The 16,424-nt window shown below is 44.2% G+C and carries 15 protein-coding genes; 9 read left to right on the plus strand and 6 right to left on the minus strand.

All coding sequences use genetic code 11. The features are described from left to right. Nucleotides 1-89: 89 nt before the first annotated feature. Both K0I62_RS14220 and K0I62_RS14225 read left to right on the plus strand, forming a co-directional pair. Entirely contained in the window at nucleotides 90-1,631 is a 1,542-nt protein-coding gene (locus K0I62_RS14220) for a sodium-dependent transporter (protein WP_220068738.1), read from the plus strand. After that, nucleotides 1,621-1,731 carry a MetS family NSS transporter small subunit gene (locus tag K0I62_RS14225; protein WP_220068739.1) on the plus strand — a complete coding sequence of 37 codons (111 nt, stop codon included), beginning with the start codon at nucleotides 1,621-1,623 and terminating at the stop codon, nucleotides 1,729-1,731. Before K0I62_RS14220 ends, K0I62_RS14225 begins: the two co-directional genes overlap by 11 nt. A 34-nt stretch (nucleotides 1,732-1,765) precedes the next feature. Here the strand turns inward: K0I62_RS14225 and K0I62_RS14230 are convergent, their stop codons facing one another. Further along, complete coding sequence (locus K0I62_RS14230; protein ID WP_220068740.1) at nucleotides 1,766-2,650, minus strand: LysR family transcriptional regulator; 885 nt, start codon at nucleotides 2,648-2,650, stop codon at nucleotides 1,766-1,768. Nucleotides 2,651-2,802: 152 nt separating this feature from the next. On the opposite strand from K0I62_RS14230, the gene K0I62_RS14235 reads away from it, so the two are divergent. The 5 genes from K0I62_RS14235 to K0I62_RS14255 all read left to right on the plus strand — a co-directional run bounded on the left by K0I62_RS14235 (nucleotide 2,803) and on the right by K0I62_RS14255 (nucleotide 8,687). Then, complete coding sequence (locus K0I62_RS14235; protein WP_220063419.1) at nucleotides 2,803-3,162, plus strand: MaoP family protein; 360 nt, start codon at nucleotides 2,803-2,805, stop codon at nucleotides 3,160-3,162. Between the two features lie 3 nt (nucleotides 3,163-3,165). Further along, nucleotides 3,166-4,200, plus strand: coding sequence for a glutathione synthase (gene gshB / locus K0I62_RS14240; protein WP_220068741.1), 1,035 nt, complete (start codon nucleotides 3,166-3,168; stop codon nucleotides 4,198-4,200). Next, nucleotides 4,187-6,178, plus strand: coding sequence for a flavohemoglobin expression-modulating QEGLA motif protein (locus K0I62_RS14245; RefSeq protein ID WP_220068742.1), 1,992 nt, complete (start codon nucleotides 4,187-4,189; stop codon nucleotides 6,176-6,178). Before gshB ends, K0I62_RS14245 begins: the two co-directional genes overlap by 14 nt. Before the next feature lie 107 nt (nucleotides 6,179-6,285). Continuing rightward, nucleotides 6,286-6,957, plus strand: a complete 672-nt coding sequence (locus K0I62_RS14250; protein WP_220068743.1) for a phosphatase PAP2 family protein — start codon at nucleotides 6,286-6,288, stop codon at nucleotides 6,955-6,957. 290 nt (nucleotides 6,958-7,247) lie between these two features. Further along, on the plus strand, nucleotides 7,248-8,687 hold the full coding sequence (locus K0I62_RS14255) for a methyl-accepting chemotaxis protein (RefSeq protein WP_220068744.1): 1,440 nt from the start codon (nucleotides 7,248-7,250) through the stop codon (nucleotides 8,685-8,687). Between the two features lie 119 nt (nucleotides 8,688-8,806). On the opposite strand, the gene K0I62_RS14260 is transcribed toward K0I62_RS14255, so the two are convergent. The 5 genes from K0I62_RS14260 to K0I62_RS14280 all read right to left on the minus strand — a co-directional run bounded on the left by K0I62_RS14260 (nucleotide 8,807) and on the right by K0I62_RS14280 (nucleotide 14,244). After that, nucleotides 8,807-10,345: an AbgT family transporter gene (locus tag K0I62_RS14260; RefSeq protein ID WP_220071400.1), complete on the minus strand. Its 1,539-nt coding sequence runs from the start codon at nucleotides 10,343-10,345 to the stop codon at nucleotides 8,807-8,809. Between the two features lie 165 nt (nucleotides 10,346-10,510). After that, nucleotides 10,511-11,359, minus strand: coding sequence for a 3-deoxy-8-phosphooctulonate synthase (gene kdsA, locus K0I62_RS14265; protein WP_220068745.1), 849 nt, complete (start codon nucleotides 11,357-11,359; stop codon nucleotides 10,511-10,513). Nucleotides 11,360-11,427: 68 nt separating this feature from the next. Further along, the gene (locus K0I62_RS14270) at nucleotides 11,428-12,681 is read right to left on the minus strand and encodes a DUF819 family protein (protein ID WP_220068746.1); all 1,254 of its coding nucleotides are present in this window, start codon (nucleotides 12,679-12,681) and stop codon (nucleotides 11,428-11,430) included. A 388-nt stretch (nucleotides 12,682-13,069) separates the two neighbouring features. Next, on the minus strand, nucleotides 13,070-13,858 hold the full coding sequence (locus K0I62_RS14275; RefSeq protein ID WP_220068747.1) for a transglutaminase family protein: 789 nt from the start codon (nucleotides 13,856-13,858) through the stop codon (nucleotides 13,070-13,072). After that, nucleotides 13,858-14,244 carry a SirB2 family protein gene (locus K0I62_RS14280; protein WP_220068748.1) on the minus strand — a complete coding sequence of 129 codons (387 nt, stop codon included), beginning with the start codon at nucleotides 14,242-14,244 and terminating at the stop codon, nucleotides 13,858-13,860. The genes K0I62_RS14275 and K0I62_RS14280 overlap by 1 nt, the downstream gene beginning before the upstream one ends. Nucleotides 14,245-14,390: 146 nt before the next feature. Between K0I62_RS14280 and K0I62_RS14285 the strand changes: the two genes are divergently transcribed. After that, nucleotides 14,391-14,825, plus strand: coding sequence for a GNAT family N-acetyltransferase (locus K0I62_RS14285; RefSeq protein WP_220068749.1), 435 nt, complete (start codon nucleotides 14,391-14,393; stop codon nucleotides 14,823-14,825). 358 nt (nucleotides 14,826-15,183) lie between these two features. Beyond that, nucleotides 15,184-16,392: a class I SAM-dependent methyltransferase gene (locus K0I62_RS14290; RefSeq protein ID WP_220068750.1), complete on the plus strand. Its 1,209-nt coding sequence runs from the start codon at nucleotides 15,184-15,186 to the stop codon at nucleotides 16,390-16,392. The last annotated feature ends 32 nt before the right edge of the window (nucleotides 16,393-16,424 follow it).

The following is a 16,424-nucleotide window of genomic DNA, read 5'->3' on the forward strand; positions in this document are numbered from 1 at the left end:
CGCATCTAAATGAAGGTGATCTCTCACGCTATTGCCTATTAAAGACTAGACTTGATCCAAGTATTGCAAGAGTTACCTTGAGGTGACCGATGAAGCGAGAACAATGGAATTCGAGGGTTGGATTTATACTGGCGGCTGTGGGATCGGCGATCGGATTAGGTAATATCTGGCGATTCCCCTACATGGCCTACGAAAATGGCGGTGGCGCCTTTTTCATCCCCTATCTATTTGCCATGTTGACTGCTGGCATCCCATTTATGATCTTAGAGTTTAGTCTCGGGCATAAAATCAGAAAAACAGCGCCTCGGGTGTTTACTCAACTTGGCCAAACCCTAGGCCTCAAGCTTGAATGGCTTGGTTGGTTTCAAGTTTTTATCGCTGCGGTGATCGCTGTCTATTATGTTGCCATTATCGGCTGGACCATCTCCTACTTAGGCTTTTCATTCAACCTAAGTTGGGGCGACAATCCAAACCAGTTTTTCTTCAATGAGTTTTTAAAGCTGGGTAATAATTCCCCTTCGAATTTAGGAGAGTTCCAATTCGGTATCGCCGTCAGTATCACACTTGCTTGGTTTATGAGTTTCGCTGCGGTCTACACTGGCGTTAAAGGCGGGATTGAACGGGCGAATAAAATATTGATGCCACTGCTATTTATGATGGTATTGCTGCTAATTGCAAGGGTGCTATTTTTACCAGGTGCACTATCAGGACTCAACTACCTGTTTGAACCCGATTTTAGTCGGCTACTGGATTTTAAAGTATGGTCAGCGGCTTACGGACAGATCTTCTTCACCTTAAGTGTAGGCTTTGCCATCATGCTCGCCTATTCCAGCTACCTGCCAGGTAAATCCGATATTAACAACAACGCCTTCATGACAGTGTTGATCAATTGCGGCTTCTCGATTCTAGCGGGTATTCTAATTTTCGGCGTATTGGGCTACATGGCAGAGCAACAGATGAAGCCGCTCACCGAAGTCGTTAGCTCGGGAATTGGTCTGGCTTTCGTGACGATTCCCACAGCAATTAACCTAATGCCAGCGCCTTATATCCTTGGTCCGTTATTTTTTATTGCATTGGTTATCGCAGGGCTCAGCTCCCATATTTCAATCATCGAAGCGGTGATCAGTGCGGTGATAGACAAGTTTCATCTACGAAGAAAAGTCGCGGCGACTATTGTTTGCAGCTTTGGGTATCTGGTCTCTATGGCATTTGCCACCAATGGTGGGCTTTTGCTATTGGATTTAGTCGATTACTTTATCAATAACATCGCACTATTGATGAGCTGTCTAATCGAGTTAATTATTGTCACCTGGTTACTCAAGGTCAGCTTTATTAGGCAACATGCCAATGAAAACTCAGAGTTTCATGTGGGCCACTGGCTAGAGATCTGTTTAAAACTCATCAGCCCAGTAATCCTAGTCACTATTCTAATGAAGAACCTCTACAACACTATCGTCAACGGCTATGGTGACTATCCAATAGCCGATCAGCTTATTTTTGGCTGGGGATTAGTGGGTACCATGATGTTTTTTGCCATACTAATTAATTTGAGCAGTAAGCATCAAGGATATCCAAACATTCATTCTTCAGACAATACCAAAGAAAAGGAGAAGCACTCTAATGACAACTAGCGCCATTATGATGATGTCGATAGCCATGTTGCTCACATGGGGCGGTGCAGCCGTCTGCATTGCGATTGCACTAAAACATCGCAATACAGACCGAGAATGAAATGCTGGTTACTGTGGCAATATGGATTAAGAGCTTAATCCACCAAACTTGCTTGCTGTAAACTTGACGCTGTCAGCGGCTGAATATCTTTTACTAACTCTTTGATCTTAGTAATTGCTTCGATTGAACCGCTGTCTTTTCGATAAGAGAGGTAAATAGGCCGGTTCCACGCTTCGACGCCATCAACCAAATATAACTGCTTAGCATTCAAAAACGGCTCGACCATCGAAAGCGGTAAATAAGCCGCTCCCGCTTTATCGAGAATAAAATCCAGTGCGATTCGGCCAGTAGAAGTTCTTAAGTAAGGCGGTGGAATGCGGTAATGCCGCTCAGCGTGCTCTGACGCAAATCGGGTGCCCCAATCAACATAAACATAATGCTCAGATAATGCTTGCTCTTGGCTACAGGGAGACGTCGATACCAACACCAAAACTAGATCTGCTACCTGCTTACAGACCAGCTCATCAGATTTAAGCGGGTCAAAAGCAAATGCCATATCGATAGTACGTTCAATAAGTTGACGATTAAGCTGTTCACGACCTAAAGCCTCGGCTAAAAAGCCATAGCCACCAAAGGCCTCAGTGACCTTACTCAAGCAATGTTGCAGATAGGCATCCCAAATATTCGGGGTTCCAGCCATAGTGATTTGTAAGGCTTTATTGTTCGCAAGCGCTAACTCATTCTTAGCTTGCTCTAAGGTGTTCACCATCACCTCGGCATACGCCACTAATCGCTCACCGGATGTCGTCAATTTGATACTATTACGATCTCGGATAAAAAGTGGTGAATCAAAGAAAGACTCCAACTGCTTAATCCTTGCACTTACAGCAGCTTGGGTTATATATAAGTTTTCGGCAGCACGGCCAAAATGACGTGTTTGTGCTACTTCTAAAAACGTTTTAAATACTTTTACGTCCATTACTGACTCTCTGTCGATTTCACCGAGAGAATAACAACTAATCCTGATGGTGACGACAAAAAAATTTTGTTTCTCTTTTGAGGGTAAAAAACATAATTTCGCGATCGAATATCCCTGTAGTTAAAGCGTTTAAATCACAGTTAGAGGTTGCCATGTCAGAAGATTCATTCCGTTTTGGTCAAAAGCGTTTTTTTGATGACAAAAACTTTCCAAGAGGGTTCAGCAAGTCAGGTGAGTTCACCCTGTCTGAAGCCGAGCTATTAAGCCTTTATGGCGATACGATGCTCGCGTTTGAATCAGGCGAATTAGATCCTGAAACCGCAGAGGAAAAACATTTTATTAAGGTGTTAAAACACCCTAATAAGGCCAATACTAAACTCGAACATGTATGGATAAAATACACTAAGCTCACTCGTGAGCCGAAAAAGTTTCACACCCTAAATAGCACAGTGAACAAACGTGTTGAAGAATACAGTTACGTAGAATCACACCCCGACGATGAGGTTGCTTAAATAATGCACATCTGTTTTTTGATGTACCCGTGGGAACGTATCGATCCTGAATCTGATACCACCCTAAGACTAGTTCATGAATGCGCGCAACGCGGTCATACCGTTGCGATTACCACCACCAGTGGGTTAACTATTCGAGACAGTAGTGTCTACGGGTTTTGTCAAATCATCAAAAAAGGAACTAAGATCCCCGATAACATACCGCGCTTTTATCGGTCGATTGAGTTTCATAAAGCGCGTTTACCCATGGCGGGATTTGATTGCATCTTCATGCGTGCCAATCCCCCATTGGATAACCTTGCACTTAACTTCCTCGACTCCGTCAAGGGAGACACCTTGATCATTAATGATCTCGAAGGATTACGAGTCGCCAATAATAAACTTTATACCGCCAGTATGAGCGGTGCGGCCAGTCGTTATATCCCCACGACCCACGTATCAAAAAATCGTGACTACCTTCAGCGAGTACTAGAAGAGAGTGAAAGCGATAAGATGATCCTCAAACCATTAAACGGTTTTGGTGGCCACGGGGTCATTGTGATTGAAAAAAGTGCCAGACAAAACTTCAGCTCATTGTTAGACTTCTATATTGGAGCCGATGAGCAAAGTAACTATGTGATCTTACAAGATTACATCGAAGGAGCAGAAGAAGGCGATAAACGAATCCTGATGCTTAATGGCGAACCTATCGGTGCCATGAGGCGCGTTCCCGCATCTGGCGAGTTCCGCTCCAATGTGCATGTCGGTGGCAGTGTCGTAAAACACACCATCACGCGTGAAGAGCGTGAACTTTGCGCTGCGATTGGGCCTAAGTTAGTGCGTGACGGCCTCTATTTTACAGGCCTAGATGTTATAGGTAACAAACTCGTTGAAGTTAATGTGTTAAGCCCTGGTGGCATTACCCGTATTAATAAATTAAACCGAGTGAGACTTCAAAAGCAAGTGATTGATTTTGCTGAAAACATCATTAATTCTAAAGATTTACTTATGCAACGTAAGAGTGCATATCGACGTGCGGTAGAAGATGCAAACTTATAGTCTTGAGCAGATGTTAGACTTGATTAAGCAAGGCAAAGCTTTTTCGGGTCAATTAGAAACATCTGGCTGTATTATCAAAATAGAGGAATATCTCCCAGTAGTGTGCACCGCAATCCATGCGGGCCACAACTTGAGAAATGAGCTGATCAAATTGGGTCAGCTTACCGCCGAAGAACGCTATTTCGAAGAAGATCCCTATACCGATGAAGTCATCGCCTCACAACCCATTACACTGGTCGGCACTGATTCACGGTTTGAATATGATCTTAATCGGCCAAAGAGTTTAAGTACCTACTACAAATCGGCGTGGATGAAGCAGGTCTGGCGCAAGACAATGAGCGCCAAACAGCGCAGCATCAGTCAAGCCAAACATAACGACTTCTATCTTCTTTATGAAGCGCTTATCGCCAAGCTAGAATCGATGTTTGGCAACGTTATCGTATTTGATCTGCACTCATACAACTACAAGCGCATCGAAAAGCCAACACCTGTATTTAATATCGGGACCGCACAAATCGATATGGAGCGTTGGGAGAGCGTGGTTAAAAAGTTCCAAACTGAACTCGACAACATCACCCTACCCAATATTGAAGTCGATGCTAAGATCAACGCCGTCTTTGAGGGCCGAGGCTATCTTATCGCCCATACTAACGCACATTTTGATCGTACCTTAGTGCTGCCCATTGAGATCAAAAAAGTGTTCATGGATGAGCTAACGGGCGAAGTTTATCCTATCGTACTCGATGATCTAAAACTGGGGCTGAAAAATGCGTTTAGCGCCACCAGTGCTTATTTTCAACGTAAGCTCAATCGTCGCAGCAAGACCCGTAGCGCCGACATGCTTAGTAGCGCCGTCGAGCCCTCGGTCGTCGAAATCGACGCTAGCCTATTCCGTTTGGCCCAAAAGGTCGATACCTTAAAATATGTAAACCCGACTAATTTAGTGGCTGAGCGCAAACGTTTTTTCAGTGCACCGAGTCGCTTTAGGCCAAATTTTCGCTACCGTCAGCTCCCGATAGATGCCAATGAGTTTAAATATAAACTTTACCGTCTACCGATAGACAATATCTCTGATCCCGCGCTAAAGCAGATGTATAGCGATATCGTTAACAAGCTCGGCGAGCAGGTAGATATGCTAACAAACGTTGGACAAGAAGGGTTTGTTTATAACTCCTTACGCTACTATGGCCGCCCAGATAACAGCGCCATAAACAACGCGAAGTTCCTGCTTTACGCTAAGGAGATCCCCGAAGACCGTGGCGATCAGTTCGATGCCAAAGCTGCATGTGAGCAAATGAAGCAACAGGCAGACGCATGGGGAATGCAGTGTAAAATTAGTCTAAGCACCTCTATTGTCGCCCGAGCAATGGTAAGCTCGATGCCTCCACAGCTGACGATTAATAGCCATGCTGAGTTTTATAACAGTGAGGTGCAGCGCCTAATTCAACATGAACTGGGTGTCCACATGGCTACAACGCTCAATGCCAAGCAGCAACCATTAAAGGTGCTGCGACTCGGGCTACCTGGTGCCACATATACCCAAGAAGGCTTGGCAATACTCGCTGAACTCAATGCAGGCTTTATGGCACACGCGCGCCTCAACACTCTCGCCTGTCGCGTATTGGCCGTTAACTCTATGTTACAAGAGCAAGACTTTTACCTTACCCACTGCTATCTCGTTGATGAAGTCGGTATGGAACCAAGTGATGCCTTTGTGACGACGGCTCGCGTTTACCGCGGCGGTGGATTTACTAAAGATCATCTTTATCTCAGCGGATTTTTAGAGATGCTTGCATTATCGAAGACTCGTAGTTTGAGTAATCTACTCGTCGGTAAAACGAGTGTGCAATACCTAGATCTTATCGATGAATTAGTTCAACGTAACTGGCTTGTTGCGCCGAGTTTCAATGTCACCAGTGACAAATGTCTCGAAGAAAACCCAAGCCTTAATTATCTTATCGAGAGTCTGCGAAGCTAAACCTCACTCTATGACGATTTAAATCCCCCCAATGCCATACTAAACCTATGGCATTTTGTTTAACTAAAAGGTAAGGTGAACAGACTCGACCTGGGTGTTAACCTACTATGATAAAAAGCGTTTTCCCTAGCAGCCTTAAAGGATTAGCACTACTCTATGGCTCGTTAATTCTCCTGTGTCTGTTTAGCATCCTCTTTCTCGACCGTAACGTCGCCGAGTTAATGCATCAACAACCCTACGGCCGGCAGATTCTGAAGTGGTTCAGTTATACCCCTATACTATTGGAATTCACCGCAGGCCTTGTGATTGCAGCTTGTATGAGTCAAACCTTTAGACAAAAGTACCTCACACTCGCTATCGAACTGTTATTAACGATTGCATTGGCATTCGTTACTCGTCTCGCCACTAAATACCTATTTGGCCGAACTTGGCCAGAAAGCTGGTTTGAACTGCCATCAGGAGGCCATAATCCCTCATGGATAGCAGACGGGGTTGAAGCATTTCACCCTTTCGCAGAGGGGCTATCTTACAACTCATTTCCCTCAGGGCATGCCCTATTTACTTTTGCCTTAGCGCTGACCTTTTGGCGCCATCTAGCGCAATTTAGACTGATATGGATTAGCTTGCTTATTGGGGCGCTTGCCGGACAACTGGGGATGAATTATCACTATGTTGGCGATCTCGTTGCAGGTGCTAGCTTCGGATTACTCGTGAGCCATGGCGCTCAACACATAGCAACTAAGCTTTCGTGGTTGCAAAGTAAAAATGTGTCCAATTGAGCCGCTTTTGTAATATAAGCACCGTCCTTAGGTCTTCCTCATGGAAAGTCGATTCCCTCAAGCAGATAAAAATTGACACATCCATTCGCAGTACAGCCTCAACCAACGACAGACACAGGCTCTGATAGCGCTGACGTACAATTCGTAATATCGTTATTGGCTAAAATGGATACACTCCACTAGAAAGTCATTACGAAAATGCTAAATAGGTTATTAAATTGGTGTTAAACTTTACCATCTATTTTACTTATTCTTTTAAGCTTTCGTCTGACCACGATTTGGAACCAACTATGAAAGAAGTGAATTTCCGCACCATAGATAAACTATTTATAAAAATGTCGATAAACGATAAGTTTTGGGCGATCTTTGCCGCTTTTCTTATCGCGATAACCAGCGTTGCCGTTTTTCGCTATCAAGACAACATAGAACAGATTGAACAACAATCGCTCAGTAATTTAGAAAGCCAACTAGCGGGTATGGTTCGTGCGATTGAAAGCACAGGACAAACAGATAAGTTCGCGACACTAAATATTCAAAATAGCAATGCCAGCAAATCATCGCGTAAAAATGACACGATAACAGCGGTAGTAAAGAGTCAATCGGGACAAATGTTAAGCATCAGTCAAGGTGTCAGCTCTCAAGAAAAAGCTGCGAAACAATCGGCTTTCTATAGTCTATTGTTCACTTACTTATGGGCGCTACCATTTGCAGTGATCCTCTACTGGACCGCGACTTTCATTGGCGGTGCGCTATGGGTGCTATGGAATACGACCGAAAATATCGCCAAAGGCGATCTTACCTCTAGACTTGGATTTCATCCTGGCCGCGATGAGTTTGGCACCATAGGCTGTGCACTTGATAATGCCATGGATACCCTAACTGAACTGGTTGTTACGGTAAAAGACAATGCCAACACCCTACATAACACGGCATCATCATTCGCAGCAGAAAACCGTGAAAGTGAAGAGCAAATAGAGCAGCAATACCTGTCGCTCGATTCGGTGGCAACCGCAATGGAAGAGATGACAGCATCGGCTTCAGAAGTTTCTAGCATCTCAAATAATTCGGTCGCTCAAGTAGAGCAAAACTCTCAATCTATTCGTCAAAGTTACCAGCGAGTGCAAAAAGCGATAGATGATATAGAACAGCTATCTCGCTTTATCGAACAGACGTCAGATTCAGTCAACACCTTGAAAGTAAACGCAACTAAAATTAACGAAGTGATCACCACAATTAATGCAATTTCAGAGCAGACCAACCTACTTGCGTTGAACGCCGCCATTGAGGCCGCACGAGCCGGTGAAATGGGTCGAGGTTTTGCGGTGGTTGCAGACGAAGTCCGTACCCTTGCCAGTAGAACACAAGCGGCAACGGTAGAGATCCAAGCCATGATTGAAAATCTACAACATGAGACCAACAACATAGACAGCATCACTCAAAATACCGTCAAGCAAGCGCAGTCTAGTCAAACTCTGATCACCGAAATAGGCACAGATGTCAGCTCAATCAACGAATCATCTCAAAGTGTTATCGATATGAGCTTCCAAATCGCTGCGTCGTCAGAAGAACAAAGCGCTGTTGCTAATGATATAGCCTCTGAACTTAGTGAAATTAGACAAAAAGCGAATACGATTAAAGAGCTTGCTCACCAGTCTTCTAATGGTGTTGTGCAACTATCTCAGGCCTCTGAAAGCCTAGGAAAAATCCTCGCTCGGTACCAAACCGCCTAAACAAAAAGTAAGGTAATAAAAATGGCCGCCATGCTACCCCAGGGCGGCCATTTTTAATGCTCAGGTTTAAAGCCTGTGTCAGCCGCCTTTAAGAAAGACGGTAACACTTAAGCTATAGATTAATAGGTATAACTTGCCCCTAAACCAAGCGGGATCCCTAGCGACCAATAGAGCAGCAACCAAGCACTCCAGATCGAGAGCAATGCCAAGCTGAATGGCAGCATCATAGAGATTAAGGTCCCTATGCCAATCCCTTTAACGTAGCGCTGGCAGTAGACCACTACCAAGGGGAAATATGGCATCAAAGGGGTAATAATGTTCGAGCTTGAGTCGCCAACGCGATAGGCAGCCTGGGATAAGTCAGGACTAATATTCAACTGCATCAACATGGGGACAAGTACCGGACCAATTAGCGCCCACTTGGCAGATGATGAGCCGACAAAAAGGTTCACGAAGCCGACCAAGATAATCATACCCACTATGGTGACTTCGGCCGAAAGGTTCATCGCCTTTAGCGCGCCAGCGCCCTCTACGGCAATAAGCGCCCCAAGATTTGAGGCAGAAAATGCAGCCACAAACTGGGCGCAGAAAAACGCCATCACGATATAGTGCGCCATACCACTCATGGATTTTGACATTGCCTGCACTACATCAGCTGAGCTGCTGAATGTCTTCGTCAGATAACCAAACACAATCCCAGGTAAGACGAAGAAGAGAAAGATCAGCGGCACGATCGATTGCATCAAAGGCGCATTGAAACTGGTCAATGAGCCGTTAGCGTCCCTAAGAGTCGATGTTTCCGACAGGGTCAGAGAAAAGAAACCAGCAATGGCAAGCAACATCACCACAGTGGCAATACGAAAAGCTTTCAATTCTGTTGCCGTTGTCTGCTCCATCGCAGGAATATCCACCTGATCCCGCGCCACCTTATGAGTGCGGTTTAACCTAGGCTCAAGCACCTTATCGGTGAGATACCAGATCAACAAAGTGATGGGAATACAAGAAGAAGCGGCAAAGAACCAGTTGTTCAGCGGGTTGATTCGTATATCCGGATCGACAATTTGCGCAGCCGATTGGGTAAAGCTCTGCAGTAGAGGGTCTATGCCAGAGGGAATAAAGTTAGCGCAAAAACCGCCTGAGACGCCGGCAAAAGCCGCTGCTATCCCCGCCAACGGGTGTCGCCCAACGGTAAAGAAAATCACCCCGGCCAAGGGAATCACAACTACATACCCGGCATCTGTCGCGGTATGAGAGATAATCCCCACCAATACCACCGCAGGCGTAAGCAATTTGGCTGGCGTGACTTTCAACATCTGTTTCAGCGCGGTATTGATATAACCAGAATGTTCTGCAACACCGACACCCAGCATGGCGACCAAGACAACCCCCAAGGGAGCAAAGGCGGTAAAGGTCGATACCATGGAGGTTAGAAAGTGAGTAAGTGCTTCACCACTGAGCAAATTGCTCACCTGAATTGGCTCATTAGAGCGAGGGTCTATCGCCTCGAAGCTCACACCGGATAACAGCCAGGAAAGGCCCCACACGGTAAAGAGCAACATCAGGAACAGCATCGCTGGATCCGGTAACTTGTTGCCCACACGTTCAATGCCATCCAATGCCCTTCCCAGCATTCCTGGCGCTTTATCATTACTTGCCATCATTCTACCCTTCTGATTTATAACGCCGATTTTTTGGACTAATCGGCTTTCTTAATATAGCAACAGGATACAAACAGAGACTGTAATCAACCTTAAATCACAGACAGAAAAAAGCCCCACTCAATGAGCGAGGCTTTCGATGCAGCAACTTTTGCTTGCTAGTGACTACTTACTGGTGTCGATCGGTGCGAAAGATTTCACCAAATCATCAATAGCCTTCATCTGAGTGAGGTAGTTTTCAAGCTGATGCAGTGGCAATGCGCAAGGGCCATCACACTTAGCATTATCAGGATCTGGATGAGCCTCAATAAACAAACCCGCTAAGCTTAATGCCATACCACTGCGAGCAAGCTCAGTTGCTTGAGCTCGGCGTCCACCAGCGCTATCGCTACGTCCACCTGGGCGCTGCAACGCATGGGTAGCATCAAAGATCACTGGGTAACCCGATTGCTTCATCTCATCCATACCAAGCATATCAACCACTAGGTTGTTATAACCAAAACTTGAACCACGCTCACACAGGATGATCTCATCATTACCCGCTTCATTAAACTTGGTGATGATATGACGCATCTCGTGGGGCGCTAAAAACTGTGGTTTTTTCACGTTAATAATGGCGCCAGTTTTAGCCATAGCAACCACAAGATCTGTTTGGCGTGCTAAAAAAGCCGGTAGCTGAATAATATCAACCACCTCGGCAACTGGTGCACACTGATGTGTTTCATGAACATCGGTGATCAGCGGCAAGTTAAAGGTCGACTTAATCTCTTGAAAAATCTTTAACCCCTCTTCCATTCCAGGGCCACGGTAAGAGTTTACCGACGAGCGATTGGCCTTATCAAAAGAGGCCTTAAACACATAAGGAATACCCAACTTCTGAGTAACTTCGGCATAGGTTTCTGCGATCTTCATGGCCAAATCACGAGATTCGAGCACATTCATACCGCCAAACAAGACAAACGGTTTATCGTTTGCAATCTCAATACTACCTAACTTAATGGTTTTATTACTCATCGCTACTTCTCTCTTAAGAAGCTAAGGCCTCGCCTTAGCATTAATCAAATAGGTATTAAGTCGAAACGCTAAGCGGCGACGACTTGCAAGATCTGACCACACAACCAAGCCATATAAGTGCCTACAGCATAGCCTAACACCGCTAATAACACACCGACTGGCGCGAGCGCAGGGTGGAATGCAGCAGCCACAACGGGTGCCGATGCAGCCCCACCAACATTGGCTTGACTGCCCACCGCCATATAAAACAACGGCGCTTTAATTAACTTTGCTACCAGCAACATAAAGCCTGCGTGCACTATCATCCAAATAATACCGATGGCAAAGTACCAAAGATTAGCGGGATCAAATAGCTTAAACACATCCATATGTAGGCCGATAGTGGCGACCAAGATATACAAGAAAGCCGAAGCGACTTTAGAGGCACCAGCGGCTTCTAAATGACGTACAGGGCTAAAAGACATTGCCAATCCGATCGTGGTTACTGTCACAATTAACCAGAAAAACTTAGAGGTTAAACTGTAATCGCGAGTCCAAGGGTAGTTGGTTTCGAAAAACGGACCTAAGAAATCGGCAATCATGTGCGCAAGGCCGGTAATACCAAAACCGACCGCCACTATCATCATCAAATCACGTAGACTTGGAATGCGGGCATTTTCGGCATGATATTTTTCAACCTTTTGTTTTAAGGTTTCAATCGCCCGAGTGTCGGCGCCAGTTCTGGCATCGATCTCTTTGGCCTTCGAAGCCATAAACAGCAATACCGCCATCCAAATGTTGGCAACAATCACATCTACCGTCACCATGATAGAAAAAATACTGCCACCCGCTTCATAGATCTCTTTCATCGCAGCTTGATTCGCACCGCCGCCAATCCAACTGCCGGCAAGCGTGGTCATTCCACGCCATATTGCATCGGGGCCACTAACACCAAGCACATCAGGGTTAATCGTTGATATAATCAACAGTGCAATTGGCCCACCAATTACAATCCCCACTGTCCCAGTTAAAAACATCACGATAGCTTTGGGGCCAAGGCTCATAATAGCCTTAAGATCAACACTTAAGATTAGCAGTACTAAACACGCAGGTAACAGGTAACGCGAGGCGACAAAATAGAGCTTTGACGTATCGCCATCAAGGATATTGAATGAATTGAGTAAAGAGGGAAGAAAGTAACACAGTAGTAGTGCAGGAATAAAACGATAAAATTTCACCCAAAATGGATGGCTGCTGCTATTGGTATAAAAAACGAAACCCAATATTACTGCTAATAGGCCTAGACCCGTGGCATCATTGCTGACTAGTGCTGTACTGCTCATTTCATCTCCCTTAGTAACTCTATTTTAGTTATCTTTTTTTAGCTATTTTTCGTTATCTTGTTCTGTTTTATGATTCTAGTTGTTTGTTTTTATTATTTACATTGATCGATTTTTACACGGCTTGAATTTCCATAAAAAAAATAGATAAGCCGAGACTCCTTACCAATGAAAGTGCTTGTTCTGCTTTACCTTTAACGACCACATTATAATTGACACCTTGCTGCAAACTCATAAGGCTCGCTGATTAATAATATGGCGTATAACGACTTAAAACTGCTAATACCTATACACTGCTTATGGCTAGAACAATTCATGACGATGAACAAGCTAGGCATAAAAAAAGCTGAAGTATTTCAACCTCAGCTATTATGCCTTTATAAGCTCGCATTTAGTGATAGACCTCTTGATCCTCATTAAGCTCTTTTAGCTGTAATTTCACCAGTTCGGTGACAGGATCGTGGGGACTATTGTCGACAAAATGCTGTAAATCAGCAGCTGCCACACTGATACAACCTAATTGCTGTGCAATGAAAGCCCGTTCACGATTAAGATTTAAATCATCGCTGTGCCACTGTAATAGTAAATTACAGCACTCCATCGCACTCTCAAATTGATGCGATAGAATCGCCCCAGCTTTGAGCTCATGCAGCATACGAGACAGCAAGCGTTTAATCGTCGCAGGCTTTAAGTAACGCGGCTTAAAGGGCGCACCATTACCTAACTCCCCTCGAACCAATACATGCAATTGATGCTTAGTAATATCATTCCCCGTTAACGGGTCAATATACCTCACCTGCTTATCGATACGACTGCAAAGCACTGTATTACCAGGCAGCAGTAACGGCTCTAACACCAAATCTAGCTGTTTAGCAAGCAATATCAACAATGTCGATAAAGTCGTACTATTACCCTGGCGGCTCGTAACACAACAAGCTAAGTCAGCCGCTTCAACACTAAAGTATGAATCTCTAGCACAGAATCCTAAATCTTGATAAAACCACTTAATTAAGGCATTAAGCCTATCATTACGGTCAACCAGATACTGACTCAGCACTGAACCCGCTAGCTCTAGCCACGCCCACTTCGCGGTTTCTTTTTTGGAAAAACCTAAATGCTCTGTAATGTCAAACGCACTCTCTGGTAATGAGAGTTCATCATTAAGGATCATTTGTGTCATTAACTCATTAATATAGCTTGTTTAAACATCGCAATTTTCGCAGCGTAAACTATCCACGCAATCGCTCCTAATGCAGCGAAAACCTTGAATAATTTATTACGATTGGCCTTCAAAGCTATGGTTGCCAGGAAGATATAAGCGACGACGGCAAAGATCTTTTCGGTAAGCCAAGCATCTTGAAATGGATACTGCTTAACGATAAAACATAATGTTAAACCCGATAGCAAAAGGAAAGTATCGATAACATGCGGCGCGATCTTAACGAACTTCTTTTCCATGATCGGTGACTGTTTTAAATGTAATGTAAAACGCACAATAAAAAACAGCACACTCAGGGCAATAAACGTAAGGTGAATATGCTTAATAGCAGGGTATAAACTGTCCATTTTAAATTCTTTCGTTACTCGCAAAGGCGCTAGTGTACCTGATTCAAGGCTCTATCACCAATATCATCAAACTATTATCCACGATAAACTAGCTAAAACCTTATACAGATTAGCATTATAAATAATCAGCACAATGTGGAAGCGATATGACTATTGAATTTACACACGACAACTCAAATGAGTTTGCCGATGCCGTTAAACAAAAAATTGCCGAGTTTAACTGGCAACATTGGGAGGTCAGCGAGCGCTTACCACTCGGTCTAAAGTTAGAGGATGAACAAGGCACCTTGCTTGCAGGCCTTTCAGCACGTACCTTCGGCAATTGGCTGATGATTGATAACCTGTGGGTAAGCGATGCACTACGTGGCCAACAGATCGGCAGCCAAATACTTAACGAAGCTGAGCACATAGCCAAAGAGCGCGGTTGCATCTACGCAATTTTAGACACCCTAAACTTTCAGGCCAAGCCCTTCTATGAGTCGCGTGGCTATCAGTTACAATGGACACTAGAAGCCTATCCAGCCACTGGATGTAAATATTTCATGACCAAAGCATTGTCGAGTGTTCAAACTAACAATTAACAATTACTGTTCTGTAGCAGATAAGCAATCCCCTGTGAATGTTCAGACTAAAATAAACTGATTAAAGCTGAAATGGGATGATCGCCCATAAGCATGAAAAATGGAGAGACTCTACAACCCAATTTCAATATTGATTAGGCTATCGGATAAATCCCTACCTGTGACTTAGGTTTTTGCTAATGGGATTAAAGTAACATAGATTAAGTAGCATTAAGCTATTAACACTATTATCAATTTACCTCGAATTTTGATTATCCAGTTATTTAGCTAATTCGATGCTGTCAGGCTTGTTTGGGATCGCAACAGACCTCTTTACACCCTTTAGCATTGCCAATCGTGCCTTATGAGGAGATGGACCGTGGATCAAACGACTAAAAAAGTAAAAAGTATGTATGAAAGATATCCCTATCCATCTGGAGATCCATCCATAAGAGCGGGTTTCGATGCTAGATTACTTTTAAGTTATGTGACAAAGAAAAAAGATGTCAATACACAACTGAATGTTTTAGACGCTGGGTGCGGACGTGGCCCAGGGGTTCTTGGTGCAGCATCCCTACAACCCGATGTGATGTTCACGGCTATAGATATTAATAGTGTCGGTCTAGCGGAAGCGAAGGCTAATGCAGAGGCTCGAGGACTCACTAATGTTAATTTTGTACAAGCAGACCTGATGACACTGGAGGGAGTTGACATTCCTCCAGGAGGGTTTGATGTTATCTATTCGTCTGGCGTATTACACCATTTGGCAGACCCTCAAGTCGGTCTAAATAACTTAGCCAGTATTCTCGCTCCACACGGAGTTATCTCTTTAATGCTCTATGGCAGTTTTGGTCGACAAGCCCTATACCGACTAATTGAAGGAATCGATATTATCTCTTCTAGTGAAGATGAAATTGAGGATAGATTACCACTTGCAAGAGCATTGACAGAGGAAGCCGATAACACCATTTTTAAAGGCAACTATTGGCAAGGTACCTATAGAAACCCCGATATAGAGTTTGTCGATACTTGCCTAAATGTCAATGAAGTGAGTTACGATATCGCTTCCCTATGGAAGTTCATTGATAGCGCGAAAATGAAGTTTGTTCGTTGGGTCGATCCTGATGTCTGGTCAGTAGATAAACGTTTTAACGACCCAGTGCTATTAGCAAGACTTAGGGAGTTGAGCGAGTTTGAACAATATCAAGTAATTGAAAGATTATTCGAAATCCCAAAATTAGAGCTCATTATATGTAAAGCCGATAATGCTGCAGCTGAGACGGTAAATATAGATAAGATAGAATCCAGTCAATTTGCAGTAAATCCTGAAGCTTCATTTTCAGTGGAAAAAAGGAACTTAAACCAGTCTCAAAGGATCGAGTGCCTCAGCTATAAGATTAGGCACAGCAAGAATCAGTCGGTTACCGATCCCCTATTAGCACAAATAATATTGCTTCTTAGTGAACAGACAACATGTTTCACGGGTAGCGAGATCATCAGTGTGTTGAGTCAGAATGGCGCAGATAAAAACTCAGCTATCGAATTAATATACGAGTTGCTTGAGAAAGAGATTATTTTCATTCCCTAACGATGCTCTGAAGGTAGAAGCCACACTTCTAC

Source organism: Shewanella psychrotolerans (assembly GCF_019457595.1).
GTDB lineage: Bacteria > Pseudomonadota > Gammaproteobacteria > Enterobacterales > Shewanellaceae > Shewanella > Shewanella psychrotolerans.

Excerpts from the sequence above, each read along its gene's own strand:
- K0I62_RS14220 (WP_220068738.1), top strand. The coding sequence starts at position 90 with ATGAAGCGAGAACAATGGAATTCGAGGGTTGGATTTATACTGGCGGCT.
- K0I62_RS14225 (WP_220068739.1), top strand. The coding sequence starts at position 1,621 with ATGACAACTAGCGCCATTATGATGATGTCGATAGCCATGTTGCTCACA.
- K0I62_RS14230 (WP_220068740.1), bottom strand. The coding sequence starts at position 2,650 with ATGGACGTAAAAGTATTTAAAACGTTTTTAGAAGTAGCACAAACACGT.
- K0I62_RS14235 (WP_220063419.1), top strand. The coding sequence starts at position 2,803 with ATGTCAGAAGATTCATTCCGTTTTGGTCAAAAGCGTTTTTTTGATGAC.
- gshB (WP_220068741.1), top strand. The coding sequence starts at position 3,166 with ATGCACATCTGTTTTTTGATGTACCCGTGGGAACGTATCGATCCTGAA.
- K0I62_RS14245 (WP_220068742.1), top strand. The coding sequence starts at position 4,187 with ATGCAAACTTATAGTCTTGAGCAGATGTTAGACTTGATTAAGCAAGGC.
- K0I62_RS14250 (WP_220068743.1), top strand. The coding sequence starts at position 6,286 with ATGATAAAAAGCGTTTTCCCTAGCAGCCTTAAAGGATTAGCACTACTC.
- K0I62_RS14255 (WP_220068744.1), top strand. The coding sequence starts at position 7,248 with ATGAAAGAAGTGAATTTCCGCACCATAGATAAACTATTTATAAAAATG.
- K0I62_RS14260 (WP_220071400.1), bottom strand. The coding sequence starts at position 10,345 with ATGGCAAGTAATGATAAAGCGCCAGGAATGCTGGGAAGGGCATTGGAT.
- kdsA (WP_220068745.1), bottom strand. The coding sequence starts at position 11,359 with ATGAGTAATAAAACCATTAAGTTAGGTAGTATTGAGATTGCAAACGAT.
- K0I62_RS14270 (WP_220068746.1), bottom strand. The coding sequence starts at position 12,681 with ATGAGCAGTACAGCACTAGTCAGCAATGATGCCACGGGTCTAGGCCTA.
- K0I62_RS14275 (WP_220068747.1), bottom strand. The coding sequence starts at position 13,858 with ATGACACAAATGATCCTTAATGATGAACTCTCATTACCAGAGAGTGCG.
- K0I62_RS14280 (WP_220068748.1), bottom strand. The coding sequence starts at position 14,244 with ATGGACAGTTTATACCCTGCTATTAAGCATATTCACCTTACGTTTATT.
- K0I62_RS14285 (WP_220068749.1), top strand. The coding sequence starts at position 14,391 with ATGACTATTGAATTTACACACGACAACTCAAATGAGTTTGCCGATGCC.